The 26,183-nt window shown below is 56.7% G+C and carries 20 protein-coding genes; 13 read left to right on the top strand and 7 right to left on the bottom strand.

Annotation, left to right across the window (positions count from 1 at the left end):
* From B3Q33_RS06130 to B3Q33_RS06110, 5 genes are all read left to right on the top strand, one after another.
* Positions 1–747 (top strand): GMC family oxidoreductase (locus B3Q33_RS06130; protein ID WP_286827210.1); only part of this gene is annotated, 747 nt, incomplete at its 5' end.
* Between the two features lie 129 nt (positions 748–876).
* Positions 877–2,103: an FG-GAP-like repeat-containing protein gene (locus tag B3Q33_RS06125; protein ID WP_084573402.1), complete on the top strand. Its 1,227-nt coding sequence runs from the start codon at positions 877–879 to the stop codon at positions 2,101–2,103.
* Between the two features lie 60 nt (positions 2,104–2,163).
* A complete protein-coding gene (locus B3Q33_RS06120; RefSeq protein WP_035245940.1) occupies positions 2,164–3,399 on the top strand; it encodes an FG-GAP-like repeat-containing protein in 1,236 nt (411 codons plus the stop codon).
* Positions 3,400–3,495: 96 nt separating this feature from the next.
* A complete protein-coding gene (locus tag B3Q33_RS06115; protein WP_286827207.1) occupies positions 3,496–4,626 on the top strand; it encodes a hypothetical protein in 1,131 nt (376 codons plus the stop codon).
* A 6-nt stretch (positions 4,627–4,632) separates the two neighbouring features.
* Positions 4,633–5,820, top strand: a complete 1,188-nt coding sequence (locus tag B3Q33_RS06110) for a glycosyltransferase (protein WP_286827205.1) — start codon at positions 4,633–4,635, stop codon at positions 5,818–5,820.
* A gap of 116 nt (positions 5,821–5,936) precedes the next feature.
* On the opposite strand, the gene B3Q33_RS06105 is transcribed toward B3Q33_RS06110, so the two are convergent.
* From B3Q33_RS06105 to B3Q33_RS06095, 3 genes are all read right to left on the bottom strand, one after another.
* Positions 5,937–8,045 carry a VIT and vWA domain-containing protein gene (locus B3Q33_RS06105; protein ID WP_286827203.1) on the bottom strand — a complete coding sequence of 703 codons (2,109 nt, stop codon included), beginning with the start codon at positions 8,043–8,045 and terminating at the stop codon, positions 5,937–5,939.
* 176 nt (positions 8,046–8,221) lie between these two features.
* Entirely contained in the window at positions 8,222–8,710 is a 489-nt protein-coding gene (locus tag B3Q33_RS06100; protein WP_277673046.1) for a hypothetical protein, read from the bottom strand.
* 144 nt (positions 8,711–8,854) lie between these two features.
* Complete coding sequence (locus tag B3Q33_RS06095) at positions 8,855–9,340, bottom strand: YajQ family cyclic di-GMP-binding protein (protein WP_035245952.1); 486 nt, start codon at positions 9,338–9,340, stop codon at positions 8,855–8,857.
* A 142-nt stretch (positions 9,341–9,482) separates the two neighbouring features.
* Here B3Q33_RS06095 and B3Q33_RS06090 point away from each other — a divergent pair, with 142 nt between their 5' ends.
* The 4 genes from B3Q33_RS06090 (at position 9,483) to B3Q33_RS06075 (ending at position 13,953) form a co-directional block, all read left to right on the top strand.
* Positions 9,483–10,151: a hypothetical protein gene (locus B3Q33_RS06090; protein WP_273010091.1), complete on the top strand. Its 669-nt coding sequence runs from the start codon at positions 9,483–9,485 to the stop codon at positions 10,149–10,151.
* Positions 10,152–10,267: 116 nt separating this feature from the next.
* On the top strand, positions 10,268–11,227 hold the full coding sequence (locus tag B3Q33_RS06085; protein WP_035245956.1) for a hypothetical protein: 960 nt from the start codon (positions 10,268–10,270) through the stop codon (positions 11,225–11,227).
* A gap of 14 nt (positions 11,228–11,241) precedes the next feature.
* Positions 11,242–11,508 carry a hypothetical protein gene (locus B3Q33_RS06080; RefSeq protein ID WP_035245957.1) on the top strand — a complete coding sequence of 89 codons (267 nt, stop codon included), beginning with the start codon at positions 11,242–11,244 and terminating at the stop codon, positions 11,506–11,508.
* 96 nt (positions 11,509–11,604) lie between these two features.
* Positions 11,605–13,953: a helicase-related protein gene (locus tag B3Q33_RS06075; RefSeq protein ID WP_273010092.1), complete on the top strand. Its 2,349-nt coding sequence runs from the start codon at positions 11,605–11,607 to the stop codon at positions 13,951–13,953.
* An 82-nt stretch (positions 13,954–14,035) separates the two neighbouring features.
* Here the strand turns inward: B3Q33_RS06075 and B3Q33_RS06070 are convergent, their stop codons facing one another.
* Together B3Q33_RS06070 and B3Q33_RS06065 are read right to left on the bottom strand one after the other, a co-directional pair.
* Positions 14,036–15,214: an OmpA family protein gene (locus B3Q33_RS06070; RefSeq protein WP_273010093.1), complete on the bottom strand. Its 1,179-nt coding sequence runs from the start codon at positions 15,212–15,214 to the stop codon at positions 14,036–14,038.
* A 56-nt stretch (positions 15,215–15,270) separates the two neighbouring features.
* Positions 15,271–17,553 carry a choice-of-anchor F family protein gene (locus B3Q33_RS06065; protein ID WP_273010094.1) on the bottom strand — a complete coding sequence of 761 codons (2,283 nt, stop codon included), beginning with the start codon at positions 17,551–17,553 and terminating at the stop codon, positions 15,271–15,273.
* Positions 17,554–17,751: 198 nt separating this feature from the next.
* Between B3Q33_RS06065 and B3Q33_RS06060 the strand changes: the two genes are divergently transcribed.
* Positions 17,752–19,035 (top strand): pyridoxal phosphate-dependent aminotransferase, encoded by a 1,284-nt coding sequence (locus tag B3Q33_RS06060; RefSeq protein ID WP_273010095.1) that lies wholly within the window; start codon positions 17,752–17,754, stop codon positions 19,033–19,035.
* Positions 19,036–19,321: 286 nt separating this feature from the next.
* A complete protein-coding gene (locus B3Q33_RS06055; protein WP_273010096.1) occupies positions 19,322–20,731 on the top strand; it encodes an aldehyde dehydrogenase in 1,410 nt (469 codons plus the stop codon).
* 58 nt (positions 20,732–20,789) lie between these two features.
* Here B3Q33_RS06055 and B3Q33_RS06050 read toward each other — a convergent pair whose 3' ends face one another.
* Both B3Q33_RS06050 and B3Q33_RS06045 read right to left on the bottom strand, forming a co-directional pair.
* Complete coding sequence (locus B3Q33_RS06050; protein ID WP_273010097.1) at positions 20,790–22,061, bottom strand: ABC1 kinase family protein; 1,272 nt, start codon at positions 22,059–22,061, stop codon at positions 20,790–20,792.
* Positions 22,062–22,204: 143 nt separating this feature from the next.
* Complete coding sequence (locus B3Q33_RS06045; RefSeq protein ID WP_035245963.1) at positions 22,205–22,972, bottom strand: outer membrane protein; 768 nt, start codon at positions 22,970–22,972, stop codon at positions 22,205–22,207.
* Positions 22,973–23,218: 246 nt separating this feature from the next.
* Between B3Q33_RS06045 and katG the strand changes: the two genes are divergently transcribed.
* Together katG and B3Q33_RS06035 are read left to right on the top strand one after the other, a co-directional pair.
* Positions 23,219–25,387: a catalase/peroxidase HPI gene (gene katG / locus B3Q33_RS06040; protein ID WP_273010098.1), complete on the top strand. Its 2,169-nt coding sequence runs from the start codon at positions 23,219–23,221 to the stop codon at positions 25,385–25,387.
* Positions 25,388–25,569: 182 nt separating this feature from the next.
* Complete coding sequence (locus tag B3Q33_RS06035) at positions 25,570–26,145, top strand: NUDIX hydrolase (RefSeq protein ID WP_272961660.1); 576 nt, start codon at positions 25,570–25,572, stop codon at positions 26,143–26,145.
* Positions 26,146–26,183: the final 38 nt, after the last annotated feature.

Raw genomic sequence — 26,183 nt, 5'->3', positions numbered from 1 at the left:
GCCGACCGGGAGGGCAAGCCGCTGGAGGTGGAGGCCGGTACGGTGATTCTCTGTGGTGGTGGCGTGCAGACCCCCAGGCTGCTGTGGAACAGCGCCAGCAGCAACGGCGGAGCGGCACCGGGCAATCATAGCGATTGGCTGGGTGCAGGCTTTATGGAGCATCCCGGGCAACAGATTTATGGGCGCCGGGAGAAAGCGTTGTTGCCGCAAGGGGCAACGGAGACTCATTTGCATGTCCGCGACATGCTCCATGACCCGGCCTATGACGGCATCCGGGGAACGCTTTTCCATGTAGGGCTCAAACCCGGGCCGCAGGGCTCGGAGTTCACCATGGTCGAGGTATTGTTTGAGCAGGAAGCAAGCAGACAAAACCGTATTCTGCCCGGCCAGAAGACCGATGCCCTGGGTGACCCCCTGCCCAGGGTTGATTATCGCCTCACCGCTGAAGACCGCCGCACCATCAAGGTCGGAAGTGATCTGCAGCGCCAGCTTGCTGAAGCAGTGGGAAGTGTCGACAAGCAAACCGCACTGAGGCCCGGATCGCATCATCTGATGGGGGCGACACGCCTTTCGCTGGACCCCCGTGATGGTGTGGTGGATGCCAACCTGAAAGTCTGGGGTACCGAAAACCTGTATGTGGCTGGCAGCAGTGTCTTCCCCAGCGGGATGACTGTCCCTCCAACCCTTATTCTGACAGCGTTGAGTCAGCGCCTGGGGGCGCTCCTTTCGAAACAGAAAAAGCAATGAACTTAATTCATTCCGTTGTTTTTATGCGAACCATTTCACATTGTTGGAAAAGTGACCTAATATCGTGACGAAATGTAAAAAAGCGGCCAAGGATTAACGGCCAGACTCTGGGGTTGATGGGGGAAAATCATGTCTTTATTTAGTCGACAGCCGCTGGCTGCTGCTATTCGTGCGTCTATGCTTGGTGGTTTCGCCATCATTGCCAGCCCTTCATACGCTGGTTTCACCGAAGTGACCGAAAACAATCCGTTCGATGCTATTACCTCTGGCACAGTAATGCCGTCCCTGACTTTGCAGGATTTTGATGATGATGGTGATCTCGAGGCCGTTGTCTTCCATGCTGCGGACGCTGACAGTTTTCCCTATTACGGCAGTGATATCAGCTTTTATGAAAATACCGGCTCTGCCCAGAGTGCCGAATTCACCCAGGTCGCCGACGTTCCCATCTCCGGTTACGGTGGTGATACCTTCGAGGTAAACCCGTTTGCGAATTCCTGGACCTATAGCTCCTATGGCCACCCGGTGGCTGCTGGCGATCTGGATGGCGACGGGGATGCCGACTTTATTGGCGGTTCCAACACCTCTAGCGTGGAAATGTGGTTTGGGGTCACGACTACGGATGCCTATGGCGTAGCCACTAGCCTGGCCGACGGCTACCACAACGGCACGTATTACTGGTTTGACAGTCCCTATTACGGCCAGGGCCTGGTGCCTTATCTGGACGAATACGGCGGATATGCCTCAGCGGTACCTTTGGATATTGATGGTGATGACGATATGGACCTTGTCGTCATGGATAACCAGTTTGTTCGTGTCTATCAGAATAACGGCAGTATCGATGGCGTGGTTCAGCTGAATGAACTCACCGGCAGCAATAACCCCTTTTATGCGGGTGCTTCCAACAGCGTTTATATGGGTATCCCGGATGATATTCCTGCACTGAATCATTCAGAACACTACGGCGCCCCTCTGGCCGCCGGCGATGTGGATAACGACGGCGATACGGATGTCATCGTGGGGGTGCGTAACGGACCCGGGGATATGCTCTTGTTCGTGAACACCGGCACTGCTGGCATGGCCGTGTTTGAGCAACAAGCTGACGCCTCCCTGGACGTATCCACCGACATTTATGCCGCCCCGGTGATGGCCGATATCGATAACGACAATGATGACGATCTGGTCGTTGCTGAACAGCAGGCCAGTGGAGCTTCGTCTTATCGACTGTTCCTGAATGATGGCGCTGGTGCTACGGCGAACGAAAATAACACAGGAAATAGCAGCAGCTCGTCAGGTGGTGCTGTCGGTGGATTGCTTATCGGGCTGTCTTTGTTGCTGCTGCGTCGTCGTCGGCGTTAACGCTATACAGCCCGGTTTCTGCCGGGTTGTTATTTATCGGATACATAAAAGGAGATATTCATGAAGAAATTTCAACGTCGCCGTCTTGCCGTGGCTGTCGCAGCCTCCGTCGGCCTTGTCGGGGTCGCTAACGCCGCTTTCGAGGAAGTGACCGAAGCCAATCCGTTTGACGCTATTACGTCCACCGGTGGAAACCCGTCGCTGGTGATGATGGATCTGGATAATGATGGCGATAAAGATGCTGTCCTTTTCCATAATTATCAGAATGACAACTACCCATATAGCTATGGCGGAACCAGTGTCTGGGAAAATATCGGTAGTGCAACCGCGCCAGAGTTTTCTCATGTCCCTGATGTGAGCTATGCCGGCCCCGGTTATGCGGGTCAGGACATCGCAGTGAGCCCTTTTGCGGATGATTATGACCGCTATTATGGCCACCCGGTGTCCGCTGCCGACCTGGAAGGTGATGGTGATCTGGATTTCTTCGGTGGGCAGGACTGCGCCTATAGCAGCGCCCAGCTTTCTTTCGCCGAAGTTGAGAGCGATGAAAGTGGGGTTGTCACCGGTGTGACCCATTATCCGTTCACGTACAGTGGTGGTGGGTATGGCTCCAGTGCCAATCCGTTTTACGGTAATGTGCTGGCACCGAGCGCCGCCTACGCTGGCTGTGGATCTGTAAGCTTTGCTGCCGGGGATCTTGATAACGATAGCAAGATCGACATCGTCAGTGTGGATGAAGATACGTTGCGCGTATTCATGAATACGTCTATGACTGTCGAAACCACCCCCTATACTTTCATGGATCTTGGTGCCAACAGCCCATTGGTGGAAGCCAGTGCCTTGACGGCGCCCTATTACGGCGCCCCGGCTGTCCTTCACGATGTGGATGCCGACGGTGATCTGGATCTGGTGATGGGCACTGTTTCCGCTGCACCACTACGCCTTTTCATCAACGAGGGCACGGCCTCCACGGCAGATTTTGTCGAGGTCGAAGATACGTCCGGCAGCCTGGATGTGACCTCCACCGGTTGGGCTGCGCCCACCTTTGCCGACATGGATGGTGACGGCAAGGATGATCTGATTGTCGTAGAGTTGAATATGTCTGAGCCAGAACTCCAGCCTAGACAGTCTGAGAGACGGATTTCTTTGGAAGGCTCGCAAAGCATTCGTTATTTCCGCAATACTAGCGCGGATGACAGTGTTGCTGCGGAAGAGTCTTCTTCTAACGGCGGTTCCCTGGGTATCGCTGCTGTGTTGATGGGCATGCTGTTTGGGCTGCGTCGCCGCCGTCGCTAAGCCTTGGTCCCTCAAATAGAAGCGCCCGGGTTTTGCCCGGGCGCTTTTTTTTCGTCTCAGGCATGATGAAGCAAACGCTAATAGGTTGAGTGATCCATGTCTTTTATTGCTATTTGCGGCACTGGCTTTATCGGAGTCGGCCTGGCTTTGGCCTTGGAACGGCATCCCCGGCTGAAGGTCAGCCAAGTATATACGCGCCGCCCGGTGCGCGAGGTAGAGCATCCATTCCCGGAGGTTCTTACTAATGACCGTGAAAAGCTTCTTTCAGGCTGCGACTTGCTGGTGGAATGCAGTGGCGATGTCTTGCTTGCCAGTGAGATTGTCGCTGCCGCGCATCAACGCGGGATTCCTGTTGTCACCATGAATTCGGAATTTCACGTTACTGTTGGCAGTGCCTTTGTGGACACGGGCTATCTCACGGAAGCGGAAGGGGACCAGCCGGGCAGTTTGGCAGCACTGAATGAAAAAGTGACGGCCATGGGATTTCGGCCGGTGGTCTTCGGAAATATCAAAGGGTTCCTCAACACGAAACCATCCCGTGAGGATATGGTTTTCTGGTCAGAAAAGCAGGGGATCAGCCTTCCTCAGGTCACCGCCTTTACCGATGGCACCAAGATTCAGATTGAACAGGCTCTGGTGGCCAATGGGCTGGGCGCAAATCTGCTACGTTCAGGCATGATGGGGCCGGATTCCCCCGACCTGGAGGCGGCGGCAAAGCAGCTGGGGGAGATGGCAGAAGAGCACGAAGCCGGGCCAGTGAGTGACTATGTGCTTAATGCCGGTGGTCCTGCCGGGGTGTTTGTTGTTGCACGCCATGATGCGGAACAACAGCGCTTTCTCAAATATCTCAAGTTGGGTGAGGGGCCTTACTACTTTTTGCTGCAACCCTTTCACCTTTGTCACCTGGAAATGGTGGGAACGATAGAGGCCGTTCTGAATGGCAGGCAACCCCTGTTGAATAATGGAAGAAAACCCTCTGTCGGAGTGTGTGCGATCGCAAAGGCCGACATGGAAGCTGGAGACATTGTGACGCGAGCCTTGGGGAGTTTTGTGTTCCGGGGCGAGACCCTTCCCTTTGAGCAACATCGTGATTTTGTGCCGATAGGGTTGCTGCAGGATTGCCAGCTGATCGATACCATTCGCGAAGGCGACAGGGTTCGCTGGGATCATGTAACGGTGCCAGATTCACTGGCGCTGCGCCTTTTCAATACCTTGCTGGAAGAGTGATAAAAGATGGCGCATCTGGTCGTTGGCTGGGAGCTGGGGCATGGCATGGGCCACATCATGCCACTGCGCATGCTTGCTGAAGTTTTACTGGAAAAAGGACATCAACTGACATTCATCGTGCGAGATGTCTCTGCGGCACAGCGCGCGTTGGAAGGTCTGGATGTTGTCTGGTTGCAAACTCCTCAAGTGACCTACCGCCCCTGGGAAATGACTCGCACCGATTGCTACTCTCAATTGCTGGGTAATATCGGATTTCGGGATCCCGAAAAACTGATGTCTACGGTTACCGGGTGGCGCAGCCTTCTCAGCGCGTTGCAGCCGGATGCCGCACTATTGGAATTCGCGCCATCAGCAATGATTGCCTGTTATATGGAACGTATTCCGTTTGCCTTGCAGGGCAATGGATTTTTTTGTCCTCCTGCCGAGGAGGAGCCCTTCGGGGTTATCAGCAACAAGTTGTCTGAAAAACATCGAAGACATCAGGATGTCATGTTGCTGGACAGCATAAATACCGTTATTGGTGATAGTCGACCTGCGCTTGAGCATGTTTCTGAACTCTATCGGCTATCTTGCCTGAACGTACTGACCAGTTTTCGCGAGCTGGATCATTTCTGCCGTGACAATGATGATATTTTCCGTGGCGCCTGGGTACCGTCGATTCCAATTTCACCGCGCTGGCCAAAAGGGGAGGGGAAGCGGATTTTTGCCTATCTGACTGCCCGCCCCGGGGTCGACAAAGTCCTTGCGATGCTAAGTCGAACCGGTTTGCCGACCCTGGTGTATTGCCCTGGTGTTGAGGGTAAATTCCGAGCTCCGTTCGAAAACCAAAAGTGTCGTTTTCTTGATAGGTTGGTAGATATCAAGAAGCTGGCTGAGCAGTCCTCTCTGGGTGTGTTTCATGGCAATCATTCCTCCACCGCCATGTTCATGCTTTCAGGTACTCCGACTATGCAGATACCTCTGTATATGGAGCAGTTGATGTTTGCCCGCCGAATCAAAGCCATGGGAGCCGGGGAGATCGCTACTCTCGACCAGCCTCAACGGGTTGCTGCGGGGATCAATGCCATCATGTCCAGTCCTGGCTATGGCGAAAGCGCGAGACGTTTTGCGGATCAGTATCGTGATTACGATCAGAATTGCGCCATTCGGCAGGCAGCGGCGGACCTGGAAGTGGCGCTTGGATTAAGCGCGTAGAAGCGTTTTTCGCCGCCACTATTCTGCGTTGTTGCTCATTGACCGGAAAGATTTCACTGTGCATCAGGGCAATGAGCCTGACTTTATTCAGCATTATTTTTTCTGATAACTCACCTTTATAAAATGTTCTCCGAGTTGTCGGGTTTTCGTCGCAGTCCGCCGCCGATAAGCAGGATCAGGAAGGGCAGTAGTGCGCTGATACCGAAGGCGCCGCCACTCCCGGCCCCGCCGCCGCTGTAGGAAGGCTGGTTACTGGTGTACATGGGCTGTGCCTGGTCCACCCGGTTGCTGGTGGGCGCCTTGGTCTGGCGTTGGGCCTTGGCCAGTTTTTCGATGTCCCGACGTTTGGCATTGCGACGCTCAATACCGTATTCCGCGAACACCTCATCGCGCAGCACCACCATGGAGGTGTGGTTAGTGACCAGTCCGTATTCCAGGCCCAGGTCTACGATGCCTTGCTGCAGGTCCTTTTCTTCGCCGAAATAATTGATCTCCCGCTGCATGCCCTGAATGGTGGCGTAGGCCCACAGGCGATCCAGCTCCGGGTTATCGCCGCCGGTGACGGGGAAGTCGAAACGGGTTTTGTATTGCTTGTCCTGGCCACCCACGTTGGCACGCAGGGTGACTTTCGCCGGGCCGTCACCCCAGTAGTGGCCGAGCAACACGATCTGACGGCCATGGTAGATGCTACCGACACGTTGCGGTTGCAGGTTGGCGGTGCGAACGCCGTCGATATCGATCTCCACGTCGTTCATGGCCTGGTGGGTGAGCTTGGCGGTGGCGTTGAGAATCTGCCCGGCGATGTCATCGCTGTTGGACACGCTGATAGCAAAGCCGTTGCTGGCATCGGTCATGGCGGTGAGCATGGGCCTATTGCTGCTGTTGCCCATGACAAAGGTGAATAACCGAACGTCGTGGCTTTCCAGCAAGTCGATAAAATCTTTCTGCTGGGTCTTGCCCACGTTGGCTACGCCATCGGTGACCAAAACGATGCCGGTGGGACGATCTGCGTCGAGCGGTTTCAGGGCCAGGCTCAGGCCGCCGAACAAGTTGGTGCCACCACGGGATTGCAGCTGCATGACTTTCTGCGTGTAGCGGCGAATGCTGTCCGGGGTGGCATCCACAAAGCCATTGGTAAGTTCTTCGGCGCGGTCATCAAACAGCACAATGCGAAAGCGGTCTCCGCCGCGCAGTTTGCCCAGGGCCTGGCTGACGCCGTCCGCCAGGGTGGCCAGCTTGGCATTCATGGAACCGGAAATATCCAGTACGAACACCCAGTCGCTGCCGGTGCTAATGGCTGGCAGATCATCACCAGGGGTGATGCTGAGCATGAAGGTGCCGCGGTCCTTGCCCGGTGCCTTGTAGGCTACCAGGTCCACGCTGCCGGGCAGGTCCTGCTGGTGGCGCCAGTAGACGACGATGTCCTGATTCAGGGTGAAGGCATTGGTCGGCTGGCCATTGGCGGGCGGGGGCGCGAAGTTCGCTCTTTCGCTGTTTTCGTCTTCCTTGCTGGTAACGGTGGCCGCGCGATTATCCAGTTTTACCTGCCATTGTTGTGGGTCCAGTTGCTGGATCTGCGCCTCGGGATGCTTGGGTAGGCGGAGGGCGTCCACCGGGTAGCCGCTACGCAGGTTCAGGGTAAAGCTGAAGTGTTCTTCCACACTGTCGTTGGCGGTCCAGAACGCCAGCTTCTTCTCGTCCACGCCGCCTTCTTCCAGCGGGTACACATAGCGGCCGATGCCGGTATCCACAAAAGCGGGCTGCATATAGACCAGCCGTACCCGTGTATCCTGGCCGGCGCGCACTGGTTGTACCCGCACATCAAAGGCCTTGTAGCTGTCCTTTTCGGTGAGGCCTGCCTCGCGACCGGCGGCTTTTTCCTGTTCGTAGACCTGGCGGGCCTGCTGTTTTTCCAGCACTTCGCCGATCACCGGCTTGCCGTCGATCCACACGGTGAATTCGGCAACGGTGCCGCGCTCGGGGACCGGGAAGCGGTAATAGGCTTCCAGATCCTGATCATTGGGGTTGTGGAAGACCTGCTCCACTTCGGTGATGGCGTAGCCGTCTTCCACGTCCACTGTGACATGTTGTTCTCGGATCTGCAGTGGTGGCAGGCTGCTGTTGGCCGGCGTCATCAACCCGGCGGCCACGGCCGGTGTAGTCATGCTGCCCAACAGCAGGACCAGGCCGGCCAACAAGCGGGTAAATCCGTTCCTGAAACCCATGATGATTCTCCTTGTTATCAATCACGGGAACAGTTGTAGGGTATTGGAGTGGCTTTGTTAAACGGTGTTCATTAACAATTTATGTCGCGGGGTGTTCAATAGGGGGCAGACCAGACGCATCAACAACATGTCCGGCCGCAGGCACGGGTCGCAATGACCCGTGGAGCGATCTTCGATCAGCGTTGCAGTTGCTGCCGGGTCTTCTCAATCAGTGCGGAAAAATTCGGTTTGGCGATGATCGCCATTATCAAGCTGAAGATGCCGTTCAGAATGGCAAGGTGCCCATCCGCTTGCATCAGACAGAGGACAATCACGATGATGGCAACCGTATCGAGGAAGCCCAGCAGCATGAACATGCTGGTCTGCACTTTCATGGCTGCGGTGTCATCGTCGCTGGCCGGCGTGGTGCCTTGTAGGGGGCGTTGTGCGATGGCTGTCGGGGCCAGCAGAAGATTGCGCAGCGGCCTTGCCACGACCAGCATCAGCGCCATGGCACCAAGTGCGCCCATGCGCAGGGTATCCTGGGGCAGCACTTTCATGGTCGCCTGGTACTGACCGAACTGGATCATCAGGGCGATGGCGATGCCGATCATCATGGGCGCGGCGAGCACGGTAAACCAGAGCAGGTTGAGGCGTGGCACTGCCGGGTGCGAAGAAGCGGACATGAAGTCTCCTTGATTATTGTTATTGGTCCTTGAGCCAGCGAGCCCTTCGCCAGCCTCTGTAGGAGCTATGCTTGCATGGCGAACGTTCCCAACTCCGAATTCGCCGTGCACGCATAGCTCTTGCAAAGACAGACGAGACTGGAATTAATCCCGGAAATTATTGAACTGCAGCGGTGTTTCAATGCTTGATTCGCGCAGCAGTGACATCACCGCCTGCAGGTCATCACGCTTCTTGCCATTCACGCGAACCTGGTCGCCTTGAATGGAAGCCTGCACCTTGAGCTTGCTGTCCTTGATCATCTTGACGATCTGTTTGCCGAGGGGTTGCTCGATGCCCTGGCGGAAGGTCAGTGTCAGGGAGAAGGTCTTGCCGCTGTGCTCAGGTTTTTCCGGGCGATCGGCGCCGGCCACGCTAATGCCCTGTTTTACTGCCGCCTTGGCAAACAGCTCTTCCAGTTGCTGCACCTGAAAATCCGACTGGGTCTTCAGTGTCACATCCAGACCATTCTGCTCAATGCTGGCCTCGACGCCACGGAAGTCGAAACGGTTGGCTAGTTCGCGGTTGGCGTTATCCACCGCGTGGCGCAGGGCCACTTCATCAATTTCAGAGACGATATCGAAAGAAGGCATGGTAAGTCCGCAAGCATATTCCGTTGTAAGAAGGTTGCGATTATAGTCTTTTTGGTCTGCGGGTGCCCGTCAGGGTATCGACAGGCTTCATCGTTCAGGAAGAACGGCAAAAAAAACACCATAAAGATCGCGAGGGAACGTAATGAGTCAAGCCAATGCAATCGTCGTACTGTGTCCAAAACGCCCGGATTTAGCCGGCCAGCCTCTGCTGGGGCATGTGGGGTGGGGGTTTGAACTGCCGGATGGGCAGTGGATGGTGGGAGCCGTGGAAGGTGACGGCTGGGCCAACGGAAATGGCATGAACGGCTTCTGGTCACGCAGAGTGTCGGGAGAAAGGCAGGCCACCCAAGTGTTTGCCAACATGGTGCATCATGGGGCGGAGTATAATTATTTCAAATATCTGACCATGACCAGTCAGGTATGGCCCGATCCTGATGCGGCATTGCGTGTCATGGCCTGGGTCAGCGCCCAGCCGTACCAGTTGTTCGGTCGCAACTGCATGAATTCCACCTACGATATTCTGCGCGCCTTTTCCCGGGGTGGGCATTTCAACGGCAAGATCCTGCCCAGCCCGGATTTCAACTGGATTCCCAATGGCTGGTTCAATGCCATTCAGGTGCCACAGAGTGATTATCACCATCTCCCTCCCGCTTCGCAGTCGGTACAGGCGTTTGCGGCAGCCGAGGCCGATCTGCAGGAAACGGCGGAATGCCCCGACTGGCGCAAGCCGGAGTCAGAGGATTATTTGCCGCTGGGTGGGGTGCCCGAGGAGCCTGTTAAGCCCGTTGAAGTGGTGCCCCCGGCGAATTAACCGGGAGTCAGAGGCGAGCAAATTGGCACGCTCGCTTTATATGCAACGAATGCCTCACTGGTTAGAGTGTAAGCGCACACCGGAGTGTGCGGACTCAACTCTGCCAGGAGGCAAACATGTCACTAAAGGAACGGTTGTCTGCGGACAACCTGCTGGATTCTCTCCCGGTTTCCCGGGATCTTCTCACCCGCCTGGGCGTTCTTGGCGCCCAGGTTTCCCGCAAAATCGCCATCGATCAAGTCAGCGTGCAAGACGGCACGCTCAGTAACCTGCGCGTGGACAAGGTCACTTTGGGCAGTGCCAGCATCGGCAATCTACACGTGGAAAATACCCAGGCCTCGGTGGATAGCGCCAAAGCCGTGCTCAACCAGGTGCGAACCATTGTCGAGCTGGGGTTCCGCCTGGACTGGAAAATTGACTTGGGCTGGCTAGGCAGCTGGGATGGCAACGAGGATATGGGCAGCCTGGATATCCCGGTGGATCTGGGCACCATCACAGTGCCGGACCTGGGTAATATCGACCTGCAGATTCCGGCCATTGATATTCCCGGTCTGGTGGCGCAGATGAAACCCATCGACCAGCTCAATCTGGGGAACCTGGATCTGTCCGGTATTCGCCTGGATAAACTGGGCCTGCCCAGCGCCGGGTTGTCCGTGACCGGTATGGGCATCGGCGAGCTGTCGCTCAGTTCCTTGTCGGTGCCAGGAGCGAACGGCGAAACCCTGCGGGTGAATCGGGCGGCTCCGACCGAACAGCTGGTCCTGCCCGGCGCCAGCCTGGAAAACATCAGCATCCCGTCCGTGACCATGCCGGCGGCCACCAGCCAGGCGTTCAATGTGGATGCCACGGCCTCGGATAAATCCCTGGGCGTGGATCTGGGCATCCTCAAGGTGAGCATCGCTGTCACCCCCACGGTGCATTTGAACGTGGGCAGCATGACGCTCAGTGATGCCAAGCTCGGTGCCACCCTGGGCAAGGTGTCGCTCAACGACATCAGCCTGCCGGTGGCCCTGGAGGGCATCAGCGGCGGCGAGCTGGGGCTGAACAGCATCAGCGTTAATAAACTCACATTCTGAACAGGGAGGTTGTCATGACATTGAGCCACAAGGAATTCGAAAAACGCTGGGAGCAGGCCCACCGCAAACAGCACATCACCCAGAAGAAGTCGTCCATTGCTCCGTTGGTGCACCTGTCGGTACTGACGATTCTGGATAACTACATGCACCAGCTGCACAAGGCGGTGGATGGCCATGCGCTCAGCAAGGAAGAGTGCGACGCGGTCTGTGAAAAAATCGCCGAGCTGAAACCGCTGGCCAAAAAAGCGGATGCCAAGGCGGCGAAATATCTGAAGGTTTGACCCTCCCTCCATGCGCCACTGCCGTCCAGTGGCGCTTGGTTCCCTGCGCCAGGCCCCTTACCATCGCGGTTTGATTCAGGGCGGATAGAAGGAGCCATGACAGATCACGATTCCCTTCCCATTGATGGACTGAAAACCCAGGTTGACGCGGCGTTGGCCGATGGCTCCATAGTGGTTTCAGCGGCCACAGGCTCAGGCAAGTCTACTCGCCTGCCGGTGTGGGCCGGGGCGCTGGGTCCAGTGTTGGTGGTTGAGCCGCGCCGCGTGGCTTGCACTGCACTGGCCACTTTTCTGGCGTCTTGCCGTCGCGAACACGTGGGCCAGTCTGTGGGCTACGCGATCCGTTTTGACCAGGCATTCAATGAAGACACCCATATCGTTTTCGTAACCCCAGGTATTGCTCTGCGCTGGTTGCAGGAAGGTCAGTTGGGGCGTTTTGCCACTATCATGCTGGATGAATTTCACGAGCGCCGCTGGGATACCGACCTACTGCTGGCCCTGCTGCGTGAGCACGGGCAATGTCGCTTGATTGTCACCTCGGCGACTCTGGATGGTGACCGCCTGTCGCGCTATCTGGATGCCCCGCATCTGATGTCTGAGGGACGTGGTTTTCTGGTGAGAGAAAACTATCAGGCCAGCAACGACCGGCAGATGCCATCGCGCCATGATCTGGCCAACCGTGTGCACAAAGCGGTTAGCGCAGGGCTGGCAAACACAAACGGTGATGTACTGGTGTTCATGCCCGGTCGCGGTGAAATCCAGCAGGTCGTATCCGTGCTCAAGGGATTGGAGGCGGATGTCATCCCCTTGCATGCGGGGGTGCCGGCGGCCGGGCAGCAGCGCGCCCTGCAGTCTGGTGCCCGTCGGCGCATCATCGTTGCCACCAATGTGGCGGAAACGTCCGTTACCATTCCCGGTGTCACCCTGGTGGTGGATAGCGGTATGGAGCGCCGAACTCATCAGCGTAATGGGCGAACGGTACTTTCCCTGCAACCCATCTCCCGGGCCAGCGCCGATCAGCGAAAGGGGCGTGCCGGGCGAACCGCGCCGGGAAGTGTCATCCGCTTGTGGGGTCGAAATGCTCCACTGGAGGAGCGCACTCCACCGGAAATCCAGCGCGAGGAGCTGGTGGACCTGGTGCTGGCATCGGCCTGTGTTGGCACACCGGTGGATACGTTAGTTTTTCCCGATCCCCTACCTCCTGCCACACGGCAACGGGCTCTGGATCAGCTCGCTGCCCTGTCCGCCGTGGATGAAACAGGACTGGCTACGGCACGTGGCCTTGCCCTGTCGGCCCTGCCGGTGGATACCTTTTTTGCCCACCTGATCATGGCCCTGCCCGACGCTGACGCTAAAGGCTGCATGGTGGATCTGGCGGCGGCTCTCAGCGCCTGGCGGCGGCCGGTGACGTTGCCGCGCGGCGAGGAAGGGCGGCAGGTCATGGGGGCCTGGCAGCCACAGCCCTGCGACGCCACGACCCTGATACAGGCAGTCCGCCAACGACCGCCCCCGGAACTGCATCCGAACCTGGCAGCAAGGGATGAAGCGCGCAAGCTGGCAACACAGATGCGTCGGACTCTGGGTCTGCCGGAGATACCGGATTCGTTGCCGAAGTCTCTGGCTGGCGTCTGGGGGGCGGCCGCCCGGGTGGCCCCGGATGCCGTATTTGTGCGGCGGGAAAAACGCAAGCGCCGTGAGGCCATGGGTAACGGAGTCAGTGAACTATGGATCGGTGATGACTCTCGTTTTGACGATGATGTGGAAGCTGCTCTTGTGCTGGATAGCCACAGCGTCCCCTGTCGCGGCACCCGCGAGACCTTCACCGCCGCCACCTGCCTGGCGCCATTATCGTTGTCGGTGTTGGTAAGCCATGAATTGGCCGAACCCCGGGTCGGTCCGGTCCGGCAGCATAATGGTGAGGCGGTGGCCACCCGGGAATGGTGTTATGCCGGTCGGGTGATTCACACCGAGGTGGCGGAACCGGAAGGAGCGGCTGCCCGTCAGGTCCTGGCCCGGCTGATTCTGTCAGAGGAGTTTCTTCATCCTGCCGGTGGGAAGCTGCTGGATCATCTGGAAGCCTGGCAGTTATATGTGGCCCTGGAGGAAGGTAAGGGGGAGGTGCCGGAAGCAGAAGCCTGGCTGCTGAAAAAACTGGCAAGCCTGGGTGTGGAGCGGATGGAAGACAGGTGGTTTCTTGAGGCGGATGACCTGCGTTTTCCAGGGATACCCGACTGGGAACGGGAACGATTCGATGACAAGTATCCACGCCGGGTAAACCTGAGTGATCTGAAACTTCGCATCCACTACAAGGTGCCGATGCGCCAGGTTATTGCCGAATATGTCAGTGGTGGCCGAAAGGGTGATCCCAAGCGGTGGGAGCTGCCTGCCTGGTCGGGATGGAAGGTGAAATATCGCAAGGCCAGCCGGGTGGTGGATGTACGTTAGACAGGCGCCGCCAACCCCTCCCCCTCACCACTGCCTGGTGCATGGGAGAGTTGTTGAACAGGCGTCCTGATGTTGTGTGGCTTCAGTCTGTGGTATCGGGCTCATCAACGTTGGCGACAATCCTCACGCGACGATTGTTCTGCCGCCCTTCGGGAGTGTCATTGGTGTCGATGGGAACGCTCTCGCCAAAACCTGCCGTCTCGATGCGATCGGCGTTAATCGCATAGTACTCAACAAGATAGTTTCGCACGGCCATTGCCCGCTGTTCGGACAGGTCCTGATTTTTGGCTTCCGGACCGAGACAATCACAGTGGCCCTCAATGTACACAGTGGCTTGCGGGTTCTGTTCAAGAAACAGGGCCAGTTTGCGGAATATAGTCCGCTGTTCTCTGTCGATATCGTCGCTGCCTTTGGCAAAATGCACGGTTCCTTCAAAGGAGTCCGGCTTGATAACCGGTGTGCTCACCATCACAGGGACTTCCACGGGAACTTCGACAATTTTTGTGACCGTTTCCGGGCGGGGTTTCTTGAAATGGTAGGTTGCCGCAATATCAATCCCATGGTCACCGCGGTTCTGATATTCCAGATTGATGTCCCATTTGTCATGGATATGGAAGTTCACACCGAGCATGCCTCCCATGCTGGATTTAACGTCGATGGTCTCTCTGATGTTTAGCGTGCCAACTGTGCCGGTTATGTCTGCTCTGCTGTCCTGGTAGAAGATGCCACCATAGACATCAAAAGACTGGTAGTTTTTTTGTAGCATGGTGCCGGCCAGAAAATCCCTGAGGCCGTCAGCTTCAATGGCATAATCTGTTGTCAGAACTCTTCCAACAAAATCGTAATCGGCATGATTGGTATATTGTAGAAAGGCACCAACATCGAATTGCTCTGACTCATAAAGCCGCCCCTTCAGTTGCATGCCAAAGAAGGTGTCTCTCAAGTCTGATCCCAGCTCCAGGGAGTCCTGGTCAGGGTCGTTGGAGATATCCTCATAACCATAGATTCCCGAAACCAACCAGCCTGGATGAAACTGATAGTTCAGGCGTAAATACGGTGCGTCACGGGTGATATCTTCCATGGCGTTGTCGGCCAGAGAGCCATCAATACCTTCGAAGTCACTGCGTTGGTAGTAATAGCCAACGTCGACGGAGACTTTGCCATCGTTGTCCCTGATGCTGGGCAACGAGCCAATGCCAGTTGCGTATGCCGGTGAGCTGATGAGAGCCATACAAGGCAACAAAGCCAGTATTTTCTTCATGTTGAATATACCATTTCCTGAATGGGGGGGCGAAGTGAATGGTCGTTGCCTTGATATCAACATGTCTGGTGTTCCCTTTTTTCTTTATTGTTTCTGCGTCGAACAAAGAGCAGGCCAGCTAGAGGAAGAATCAGTGCTCCCAGCGATCCGCCATTTGAGGATGAATCCATGTATGACGCGCTATCGAAAGGATCGATAACAGGTTCGTCTACACGAATGGTAATCAGGGCGGAATTTGAAACCTTGCCATCGACGGTCACGGTATAGGTGAATCTGTCGGAGCCAGAGAAATCATCGCCGGGTGTGTAGGTGATGCTGTTGTCTGTTCCCACAACAGCCGAACCGTTAAGTGGGGGGTTGTTAATGCTGACGGTGATGGTAATGGGGGAGCCCTTGTTCATATCATCATTTGCCAGCACATCCAGAGTTACCGGAGTCTCCTGGAATGTCACTGCAAAATCATTATTGGCAATGGGCGCATCTGGTATTGGAGTCGCCTGGATATTAAGGGTCACGGTTGCGGTGTTTGACTCATTACCGCCAACTGCAGTGATGCTGTACTCGAAAGTGTCGATCCCATAAAAGTCCACGTCACCGGTATAGATGATGGTGTTTTCCAGAGCAGGATCAGAGCCAGAGTACACCTCGGCCGTGCCGTTGGCAGGCGCGGACAAGATATTCACCGAGGTAAGATCTGCAGGCTCAATAGGCCTCACATTCATGTCGGCAATCTTGAATAGATCATTGCCGAGAACATTGATCGCTTCGGTAATGTTTTCTTCCGTAGTTCTGACATCGTTGAGTGCAATAGGCGTGTTGTCGTTACCAGGCAAATAATCGGCCAGGCTCGAAGCATTGCTTGCCAGCGGAGTGGATGGATCCATGTCATCGTCAATCATCCAGTCAGGCGATTCCGTACCGGCAACATCACCGATGACCTGAGAAACCGAGTTTGCTGTGACCCGCAATGTGATGGAGTCCAGTTTCAGTTCACCATTTTCATCCATCAGTTTTTCACCAATGAAGATGAAAATATCAGTATTCAGGCCTGATAAATCATCGCTCAGGAAGCTGTCAAAACGGATTATCTGTTCGCCGGGAGCTTCGCCCAGTTCCAGACCCAAAAGTTGTCCTGCCCACTGCTCCAACAGGTTGTCTGGAATGATGGTGTAGTTGTCCGGCGTGGTGGCGGGGTCGCCGTCTATTCCGGCGCGACCAGAGCGCCAGTTGGTGCCGTCCCAGATGGCGTGTATTTTTTCAGACTCTCCGCCAACATCATTGGTGTGATATTCCCCGATAACAGTTGGCAGCAGTGAGTCAGGCAGCATGTAACCCAGCATGTTGCCTGGCAAGGCCACGCCCTGGGCGCTGGATACATCAAAGTAATTCGGCGTGATTGACCCGATTCGCCCATCAACAATGGTCAGACCGCTGTCGATGACAGAGCTTTTCTCAATACCTGCGGCAGGAATTTGGGGTGGAAGAAAGCCCGCGGCAGAATGGTCCAGGAACCCGGGCTCAAATCGGTCGCGACTACCGTCATCAAACATTTTTGGTGAAAAAGTGGCAAAGCGAAGAGGGTTCCAGACCCTGATGTCTGGTGCGCCGGTTTCCCCTTCGAGAAACTCACGAGGTACCATTGTGCGCATTTCAAACGAAACACCGTCGTCTTCATAGTTCAGGGGCTGGAACTCATTACCCAGGCCGGTGCCTATTTCGAATTTGAAGCTCGCGATGCGTTCATCTGTGTTGTTGATGATTTTCTGGATGACACGATAGATGCGGCCAATATCGTATGTGCTTCTGAATGCAGCCAGTTCCTCGCCACCATCAGTGGCAGGATCCTTGATGCCTTTGTAGCGGATGTCCTTGATGCCGAGATTGAAGACCAGATCAACCGGCACATCACTTTCCGTCAACTCAAAGAAATACCGTTTGGAGCTTCCCTCCTCGTCACTACAGGTCTTGGGCAGTACAACACCAAACTCTTCACTTTGTAGCTCGCCGGAAGCCATGATGCAGTTATTGGTGGGGAAGTCGAAATCATCGGTTACAACCTGCAGGCCCGGTGCGCGGCCGCTACCGTTATCCAGTTCCCAGTAAATAGCGGCAACGCTGTCGACACCAGGATCATCCTTTGCGGCAGCGGATTGATACACATGGCTCTTGGCAGTCGCACCGGTCATGCCATCAATGGTGTGGATATTGATATCGCTCCAACCGGTTAATTGTGGAACGGGCAAATCAACGTAGGTGTTCGGCTCAGTGATGGGCTCACCGGCAAAGCCATTTGGGCTGGTCAGAGCGGCAGCAAGAGCTGTGGCTATCAATTTTTTCATGAGGCAGGCTCGGCAGGGTGCATGTGAAAGTAACCTAGTATTGGTTATAAACTTATAGCCAATACGCATATTGATCTGTGTCAATAAACCCTGGGGAAACGGTCATTTCCCGGGAACTTGGTCCTTGCTTGTGGCTCCTTTGCCATGTTCCGCCTTGTGCTCTAGTGTCAAAGGCAGAATTGTTGGTGGGGAAGTCGTATGCCGTTTCAGCCCGATGTACACCTCAACCTGAATGTCCGAGGCATGGGGGTGTCTGCCACTCTGGCGATCAATGAGCGCAGCAATGCCCTGCGTCAGCAGGGGCGGCAGGTCTATAAGCTGGGGCTGGGTCAGTCGCCGTTTCCGGTGCCGCCCTCGGTGGTGGAGGCATTGCGGGAGTTTGCCGGCGAGAAGGATTATCTGCCGGTCAAAGGGCTGCCGGCGCTGCAGGAGGCCATTGCCAGCCATCTGGACCGCGAGCACGATGTGGCCTTCCGGGGCGAAGACATCATGATCGGGCCGGGCTCCAAGGAGCTCATGTTCATCCTGCAACTGGTCTACTACGGAGACCTGGTGATCCCCACCCCGAGCTGGGTGTCCTATGCGCCCCAGGCCAGCATCATAGGCCGTCGAGTGCACTGGCTGCCCACCCACCGACACAATAACTGGAAACTGAGTGCCAAGAGTCTGGATGCCCTGTGTCAGCGTGATCCGGGTCGTCCCCGGCTGGTGATCCTCAACTATCCGGCCAACCCCCATGGTTATACCTTTACCGACGACGAGCTGCGTGACATCGCCGAGGTGGCGCGCTACCACCGACTGATTCTGCTCAGTGACGAAATCTACGGCCGCACCCGCTACGACGGGCAGCACCGCTCCATCGCCCGCTATTACCCGGAAGGCACCATCATCAGCGACGGCCTGAGCAAGTGGTGTGGTGCTGGCGGGTGGCGGTTGGGTGCCTTTGCCTTTCCGCCCAACCTGTCCTGGCTGCGCGATGCCATGGCCACCGTGGCCAGCGAAACCTATACCTCGGTGGCGGCACCGATTCAGCATGCGGCAGTGAGAGCCTTTCAGGGCGGTGCCGACATTGACGACTACCTGTTACAGTCCCGGCGTATTTTGAAAGGGCTGGCGCGTTATCAGGTGGAGGCCTATCAGCAGGCCGGGCTGGATCTTGCCATGCCCGATGGCGCCTTTTACCTGTTTCCGGATTTCAGTCCGCTGGCAGAGCGCTTGCAACAGCGGGAGATTCACGACAGCACCGCCCTGTGCGAAACCCTGCTGGAAGACACCGGCGTTGCCACCCTGCCCGGGGAAGCCTTCGGCCGCCCGGCCGGGGAGCTGACCTTGCGTCAGGCGTTTGTGGATTTCGATGGCCAGGCGGCGCTGGCGGGGGCGGCAACGGTGCCGGCGGAACAATCCCTCGGTGATGATTTCCTGCGGCAGTATTGCGGCAACTGCACCACCGCCATGGACCGCATCGTGGACTGGCTGGCGTAGCGTTTCCTCGTTCCGTTGGAGCTATGCTTGCATGGCGAACTGGTTTGCGCTGATCGCCTTCGGCGGTTCGCCATGCAAGCATAGCTCCTACAAAAACCATTCGGTATATATGGAAGCGGGACATGTATGTCCTGTTTGTTTAAGTGACAGGAAAAATATCTTTTTTCGCCACTTTCTGATTGTTTTGGTCAGGTTGATTGCCCGCTTTGTATAGAGCCGGGGCGCTACCCATGGAACACTCGTTTCCCCAACCCTTGCGGTTAAGCGAATAACGAGGAGGCGAGTCATGGGTGCGGTATTGGACAGTGAAAACCTGAAGCAGTCACAAAGCTGGGCCGGTGCGGCGGTAGAGCTGCAGCGGCGGTTTTTCGAAACCGGTGCCACCCGCAGCTATGACTTTCGGCTGCGCCAGCTTACGAAATTGAAAGACGCCATCGTGAAATATCAGGAAGAAATTCAGGATGCGCTCAAGGCGGATATTGGCCGCCCGCCATTCGAGGCCTATATCGAGATCAGCACCGCCATCGAAGATCTCAAGCACACCCTGAAAAATCTGAAAAGCTGGATGAAGCCGAAAAAAGTGGGCACATCAATGTGGGCCCAGCCCGGCCGTAGCCGCATCGAGTCCACGCCGCAAGGGGTGACTTTTTTGCTCGGTCCCTACAACTACCCCTTCCTGTTGCTGGTTCAGCCTCTGATCGGTTCCATCGCTGCCGGTAACACGGCCATTCTCAAGCCGTCGTCACTGAATCCCACCGTGGCGAATGTGATCGAGAAAATGATCAAGGAGTTTTTCAGCGATGAATACGTGGCGGTTTTCAAGGGCAGCACCGAAGTGACCAATGCGCTGCTGGAAGAACGCTTCGATCATATTTTCTTTACCGGCAGCCCCCGTGTCGGTCGTATCGTGATGGCGGCCGCCGCGAAGCATCTTACCAAGGTCACCCTGGAACTGGGCGGCAAGAGCCCCACCATCGTACACAAGGACGCCAACCTGAAAGTGGCGGCCCGGCGTATTCTCTCCGGCAAGATGCTCAACGTGGGACAGACCTGTATCGCGCCGGATCATGTTCATGTCCATGCGGATATCCGCGATGCCTTTGCAAAGGAAATGGTGGAGACCCTGCGCGAGTTTTACGGTGATGAACCGAGCCAGAACCCGGACCTGGGTCGCATGATCAACGATCGGCATTTCGATCGGGTGGCCGCACTGATCGACAAGGCCAAGGTGCTGGTGGGTGGTCAGACCGATGCGGGGCAGCGTTACATCGCGCCGACCCTTCTGAAAGATGTCTCCATGGATGATGCGATCATGCAGGAGGAAATCTTCGGCCCGGTGTTACCTATGCTGACCTACTCCACCCTGGAAGAGCTGATCGTCAACCTGAAGAAACTGCCAGAACATCCGCTGGCGTTGTATTTGTTTACCAGTAGCGATCAGGTGGAGCGCCAGGTGCTGGATAACACCCAGTTCGGTGGCGGCTGTATCAACAACACGGTCATGCATGTGGCCAATCCCAACCTGCCATTTGGCGGCGTGGGTGAAAGCGGCATGGGGGCCTATCACGGCAAGAATTCATTCGATGCCTTCTCCCACAAGCGCAGCATCCTCAAGGCCACCACCCTGTTCGATATCAAGTTCCGCTACGCGCCTTACAAGGACAAGGTGAACATGCTCAAGAAGATGATCAAGTAACGACTGGCGCCGTTTTCGGTGCAGTTCGCCTCAGGCGAACTGCATCGCAGCGATCGGTTTAACGAGCACCAAAACCACCCCAGGAAAACGGAATTTGGTAGCGGGTCATCAGACCGCCCACGGTGATCAGCACCCGCACCATAGCCACGAACGAGTCCGGCATCACCAAGCGCAGGCGACGGAATTCATCCAGCAGGGTGCGCAGATTATCCGCCAGGGTGGCATCGGTATCCTGGCGGGCAGAGACCAGTGCTGCCGACAGTTTTTCCAGCCGCTCCTCGGTGAGCCCGCCAAAGCCGGCGGCTTCGAACAGGGGTAGCAGTGGCCCGTCGCCCATGCCCAGCAAGCGCATCAACAAGGCGGTGTAGTGCTGGCGATCCTCGGCGGCCACGTATTCCACGGCACCAAAATCCAGTACCGCCAGATCGCCGTCCGGGGTGACGATAAAGTTGCCCGGGTGTGGGTCTGCATGGAACAGACCGAACTCCAGCACCTGCTGCATCATGCTGGCCTGTAAACGCTCCAGCAGCGGCCTGGCCTGCTCTTCGTCCTCACGCAACAATGTGGAAAGACTCTTCCCCTCGATCCACTCCGTTACCAGCATCTGCGCACTGCACAGGGTCGGATAGACCCGCGGCACCTTGATGCCCGGCAGGTGTGGCAGTTCGCTGAAATCCTGCATGTGTGTCATTTCCAGTCGGAAATCCAGCTCCCGTTCGGTGGTGGTAATCAACTGGTTGATGATCTGCTCCACATCCACTTCGCGCAGCAGTGGTTTCAGCGCCTTTGCCAGCAATCGCAGCGCGGCGGCATCTTCGGAGAACTCCTGGCTGACCCGGGGTTGCTGCAGTTTCACGGCCACTTCGGCGCCGGATTTCAGGGTGGCGTTATGTACCTGGGCGATGGAAGCCGCGGCCATGGGGATGATATTGAAGGCGCTGAAAGAGTCCGCCCAGTCATGGCCAAGCTGGGCTTTCAGCCAGGGCTGGATGTCATCGAAATGGGCTTTCGGCGCTTTTTCCCGGAGGTGGGAAAAGGCGTCGATATAGGGCGCAGGCAACAGGTCCGGGCGGCAACTGAGAAACTGGGCAAACTTGATCCAGGCGCCGCCGTTGTCGCGAAACAGGGTGGCCAGGCTGGCTGCCACATCCTCATGAAGAGGCTGCAGCGCTTGCTCGTCGCCACTGCCCAGTACCTTGCGGTGTTTCCACACCACTTTCTGCAGGCTGGCGGCAGTGGCCAGTACCCGCTTGTAGCGGCCACGGGCGTTCCACAGCATGCGCGTGGTTTCACCGAGGCGCTGGGGCTGGTTGGGCGTGGTCGATTCCATGGGGGATCCCTGTGCCAATACGATATTGGCAGCATAGCAAAGGTGCTCTGACTATGTGCGAAATCAGGGAAGGCAGAAAAGATGGGCCCCGTCCTGATTGCTGGAGGGGCCCATACCGCTGCTAGAAAGCAGCGAGGAGAGGTTTAGAACTTGTAAGCGGCACCAAGCTCAAGGGTTTGCCGGACGACTTCAATTGTCGCGTCTGCTCCTAAACTTGAACCGCTTTGGGCGGGAATGGCAGTAAAGTCGAAATCGCCATAATCGGTGTAACGATATTCTGCTCTCAGAACCAGGTTATCAGAGAGGAAATGTTCCGCCCCAATACCTAGTGTCCAGCCGTCCATGCGTTCGTCATCACTGAAACGTTGAAATCCATCAGACGGGTTGCAAACGTTGGTGTCGGCCGGGCAGGTGCTGGTCGTTTCGACTTCAAGCTGGGATACGCCAAGGCTGCTGTACACCATGGTGTTGTCATGCAGCATGTACCCGCCGCGAAGGCTAAGGCCCAGCGCCAAGTCGTCAGTCTCGACTTCAGAAAAACTGGTCGGGTTGGAGTTGGGGTCTCCCAGCCCGGGGATACGATTGCGGATCTCGTCACTGGCATCAGTCTGCACCGCGGAGAATTCCGCGCCCAGCACCCATTTCCCCTGACCAACCACCCAGTTATAGCCAGTAAAGAGGCCATAGCTGGCATTGGAATCATCCAGTGATTCGGTGGTGTCTGATGAGGGAGCGATAACACTACCGTTGGGGGCTAGTGTTAGGTTGGTTTTCCAGTCCATATCCGTGGTCTGGTAACCGAGCGTTGCGCCAGCGTAAAACCCGCCAGGGCCGGTCTCAGCCATGGCAGGTGTTGACAGGGCGGCAATTGAAAGCGCGCCGGTCATGGCAAGCAGGTATTGTTTTTTCATTGGTTCCTTTCCCCTTTTTTGTAGTCCAACTGCCATTTTAATCGATATGCCACTATTTGTGTAAGTGCTGAGTGGCGCATCTAATGCGGGAACGTTAGCCGGGGAAAGCCTGTATTGACGCACTTGCGTTCGTTTTTAATAAAAACTATCACCTCATTTGGCAAACTAAACTGGCCAATCCGGCATCAAAAGGACTACAACAGAGTAACAAATACGCCGAACCCACCTACAAGGAAGGAGAGCGCTATGACAGAGAGTAAATGTCCGATTAACCACGCAGCAGGTGGGGGGATGACCAACCAGGATTGGTGGCCCAACCAGCTGCGTCTGGACCTTCTCAATCAGCATTCCGCCAAGTCCAATCCCATGGATGAAGGTTTTGATTACGCCAAGGCATTCAACAGTCTTGATCTCGCTGCGGTGAAGAAAGATCTGGATGCGCTCATGACCGACTCTCAGGACTGGTGGCCGGCGGATTTCGGTCACTATGGTGGTCTTTTTGTTCGCATGGCCTGGCACAGTGCTGGTACTTACCGCATCGGTGATGGTCGTGGCGGCGGCGGCCGGGGTCAGCAGCGTTTTGCGCCGTTGAATAGCTGGCCGGACAACGTGAACCTGGACAAGGCCCGTCGCCTGCTGTGGCCGATCAAGCAGAAGTACGGCAGCAAGATTTCCTGGGCCGACCTGATGATTCTGGCCGGTAACGTGGCGCTGGAATCCATGGGTTTCAAGACCTTTGGTTTTGCCGGCGGCCGTGAAGATACCTGGGAACCGGACAACGACGTCTACTGGGGTGCCGAGCAGGGCTGGCTGGATGGCGACAAGCGCTATTCCGGTAAGCGCGACCTGGAAAACCCGCTGGCCGCGGTACAGATGGGCCTGATCTACGTGAACCCGGAAGGCCCGGACGGCAACCCGGACCCGAAGGCCGCGGCCCATGACATCCGCGAAACCTTTGCGCGTATGGCCATGGACGATGAGGAAACCGTCGCGCTGATCGCCGGTGGTCACACCTTCGGCAAGGCTCACGGTGCGGGCGACCCGGAAAAAATCGGTCCCGACCCGGAAGCGGCAAGCCTGGCGGAACAGGGCATGGGCTGGCGCAACCCGGTGGGCACCGGCAAGGGCGACGACACCATGGGTGGCGGCCCGGAAGTGACCTGGAGCCAGACGCCTACCCAGTGGAGCAACTACTTCTTCGAAAACCTGTTTGGCTATGAGTGGGAGCTGACCACCAGCCCGGCGGGTGCCAAGCAGTGGGTAGCCAAGAACGCAGATGAGGTTATTCCTTACGCCCAGGACAAGAGCAAAAAGCACAAGCCGATGATGCTGACTACGGACTTGTCGCTGCGTTTTGATCCGGACTACGAAAAGATTTCTCGGCGCTTTTATGAGAACCCTGAGGAATTCGCCGACGTGTTTGCCCGTGCCTGGTTCAAACTGACTCACCGTGACATGGGCCCCCGTGATCGCTACCTGGGCCCGGAAGTGCCCAAGGAAGAGTTGATCTGGCAGGACCCGGTGCCGCCCGTGGATCATGAGCTGGTCAACGACCAGGACATTGCTGCTCTCAAAAGCAAGATCCTGGAGTCCGGCCTGTCCGTGGCTGAGCTGGTATCCACTGCCTGGGCGTCTGCTTCCACCTTCCGGGGTGGCGACAAGCGTGGCGGCGCCAATGGTGCCCGTCTTCGTCTGGCCCCGCAGAAGGACTGGGAGGTAAACCAGCCACAGCAGCTGGCCAAGGTGCTGAAGACCCTGGAAGGCATCCAGAGCGACTTCAATAGCGGCAGCAAGAAGGTGTCGTTGGCAGATCTGATCGTACTGGCCGGCGGTGTCGGTATCGAGAAAGCCGCCAAGGATGCCGGGCAGGCCATCACCGTGCCGTTCACTCCGGGGCGGACCGATGCCAGCGAGGAGCAGACCGATGTGGCGTCCTTCGAGCCCATGGAGCCGGCGGCGGATGGTTTCCGCAACTACCAGAAAGGCCCGTTCAGCATCGGTGCGGAACACCTGCTGGTGGATCGGGCGCAATTGCTCACCCTGACTGCGCCGGAGATGACGGCACTGGTGGGTGGTCTGCGCGTATTGGGCGCCAACCATGACGGTAGCCAGCACGGTGTGTTCACCGACAAGCCGGGCACCTTGAGTAACGACTTCTTCGTCAACCTGCTCGACATGGGGACGGAGTGGAAAGCTACCTCCAGCGATGAAGAAGCTTTCGAAGGTCGTGACCGCGACAGCGGCAAGGTGATGTGGACCGGAACCCGGGTTGATCTGGTATTCGGTTCCAACTCGGTGCTGCGCGCCCTGGCCGAAGTGTATGCCTGTGCCGATGGTCAGGAGAAACTGGTCAACGACTTCGTGGCCGCCTGGACCAAGGTGATGGAGCTGGATCGTTTTGATCTGAAGCAGTAATCCATCGCTTGTCAGTTAAAACGGTGCGCTGGAAACAGCGCACCGTTTTTTGTTGGAGCCTTGTTCACAAGGCGAAAGGGGTTTGATTGATGCCGGATTATTCGCCTTGTGAACAAGGCTCCAACGGCAGATGTTTGATCCTGATGGTATTCTACGTGGAGTTATTGCTACCGTGAGCCGTCATGCCATCCCTGAGCTGGCTACAAAAATATCGCCCGCAAAAGTTGCCGTTCCGGCGCCACGTTACCCGTGCCTCGGTGGCGCTGATCTACCGTGGGCCCCGTTCGCGTGATGGGGAGCTGTTCTTTATTCAGCGGGCCCGCCGCGATGGCGACCCCTGGTCCGGCGACATGGCATTTCCCGGCGGACGCCTGGAGCGCAGCGATACCTCAAGCCGCCACACCGCCATGCGCGAAACCCTGGAGGAAACCGGGCTGGATCTGTTTCGCCAGGGCGAGTATCAGGCGCGGTTGTCGGATCTGCTCACCCGCCACCACAGCCGCTGGAGTCCCATGGTGGTGACGCCTCATGTGTTTGCATGGCAGGGCGATCACAGGGTCTCGCTCAACCATGAAGCACAACAAGGCATCTGGATTCCCCTCGATTACCTGAGCAATCCGGCACACCGTTCCACGCTGCAGATCCGCACGCCGGTGGGGAAAATGACGTTTCCCTGTTGCCGTTATCAGGGCTACTGCATCTGGGGGTTGAGTTACAGCATGCTGCAGGAGTTTTTGAGAAAGCGCGGGGAGGGATAACAAAAAAACGGCGGCGCTTGTGGCGCCGCCGTCGGGTT

The sequence above is a fragment of the Alcanivorax sp. UBA3183 genome (assembly GCF_002364155.1).
Lineage (GTDB): Bacteria > Pseudomonadota > Gammaproteobacteria > Pseudomonadales > Alcanivoracaceae > Alcanivorax > Alcanivorax jadensis.
The sequence above is the reverse complement of the archived record's forward strand: the minus strand, read 5'-3'. Positions and strand labels throughout refer to the sequence as shown.

Excerpts from the sequence above, each read along its gene's own strand:
- B3Q33_RS06125 (WP_084573402.1), top strand. The coding sequence starts at position 877 with ATGTCTTTATTTAGTCGACAGCCGCTGGCTGCTGCTATTCGTGCGTCT.
- B3Q33_RS06120 (WP_035245940.1), top strand. The coding sequence starts at position 2,164 with ATGAAGAAATTTCAACGTCGCCGTCTTGCCGTGGCTGTCGCAGCCTCC.
- B3Q33_RS06115 (WP_286827207.1), top strand. The coding sequence starts at position 3,496 with ATGTCTTTTATTGCTATTTGCGGCACTGGCTTTATCGGAGTCGGCCTG.
- B3Q33_RS06110 (WP_286827205.1), top strand. The coding sequence starts at position 4,633 with ATGGCGCATCTGGTCGTTGGCTGGGAGCTGGGGCATGGCATGGGCCAC.
- B3Q33_RS06105 (WP_286827203.1), bottom strand. The coding sequence starts at position 8,045 with ATGGGTTTCAGGAACGGATTTACCCGCTTGTTGGCCGGCCTGGTCCTG.
- B3Q33_RS06100 (WP_277673046.1), bottom strand. The coding sequence starts at position 8,710 with ATGTCCGCTTCTTCGCACCCGGCAGTGCCACGCCTCAACCTGCTCTGG.
- B3Q33_RS06095 (WP_035245952.1), bottom strand. The coding sequence starts at position 9,340 with ATGCCTTCTTTCGATATCGTCTCTGAAATTGATGAAGTGGCCCTGCGC.
- B3Q33_RS06090 (WP_273010091.1), top strand. The coding sequence starts at position 9,483 with ATGAGTCAAGCCAATGCAATCGTCGTACTGTGTCCAAAACGCCCGGAT.
- B3Q33_RS06085 (WP_035245956.1), top strand. The coding sequence starts at position 10,268 with ATGTCACTAAAGGAACGGTTGTCTGCGGACAACCTGCTGGATTCTCTC.
- B3Q33_RS06080 (WP_035245957.1), top strand. The coding sequence starts at position 11,242 with ATGACATTGAGCCACAAGGAATTCGAAAAACGCTGGGAGCAGGCCCAC.
- B3Q33_RS06075 (WP_273010092.1), top strand. The coding sequence starts at position 11,605 with ATGACAGATCACGATTCCCTTCCCATTGATGGACTGAAAACCCAGGTT.
- B3Q33_RS06070 (WP_273010093.1), bottom strand. The coding sequence starts at position 15,214 with ATGAAGAAAATACTGGCTTTGTTGCCTTGTATGGCTCTCATCAGCTCA.
- B3Q33_RS06065 (WP_273010094.1), bottom strand. The coding sequence starts at position 17,553 with ATGAAAAAATTGATAGCCACAGCTCTTGCTGCCGCTCTGACCAGCCCA.
- B3Q33_RS06060 (WP_273010095.1), top strand. The coding sequence starts at position 17,752 with ATGCCGTTTCAGCCCGATGTACACCTCAACCTGAATGTCCGAGGCATG.
- B3Q33_RS06055 (WP_273010096.1), top strand. The coding sequence starts at position 19,322 with ATGGGTGCGGTATTGGACAGTGAAAACCTGAAGCAGTCACAAAGCTGG.
- B3Q33_RS06050 (WP_273010097.1), bottom strand. The coding sequence starts at position 22,061 with ATGGAATCGACCACGCCCAACCAGCCCCAGCGCCTCGGTGAAACCACG.
- B3Q33_RS06045 (WP_035245963.1), bottom strand. The coding sequence starts at position 22,972 with ATGAAAAAACAATACCTGCTTGCCATGACCGGCGCGCTTTCAATTGCC.
- katG (WP_273010098.1), top strand. The coding sequence starts at position 23,219 with ATGACAGAGAGTAAATGTCCGATTAACCACGCAGCAGGTGGGGGGATG.
- B3Q33_RS06035 (WP_272961660.1), top strand. The coding sequence starts at position 25,570 with ATGCCATCCCTGAGCTGGCTACAAAAATATCGCCCGCAAAAGTTGCCG.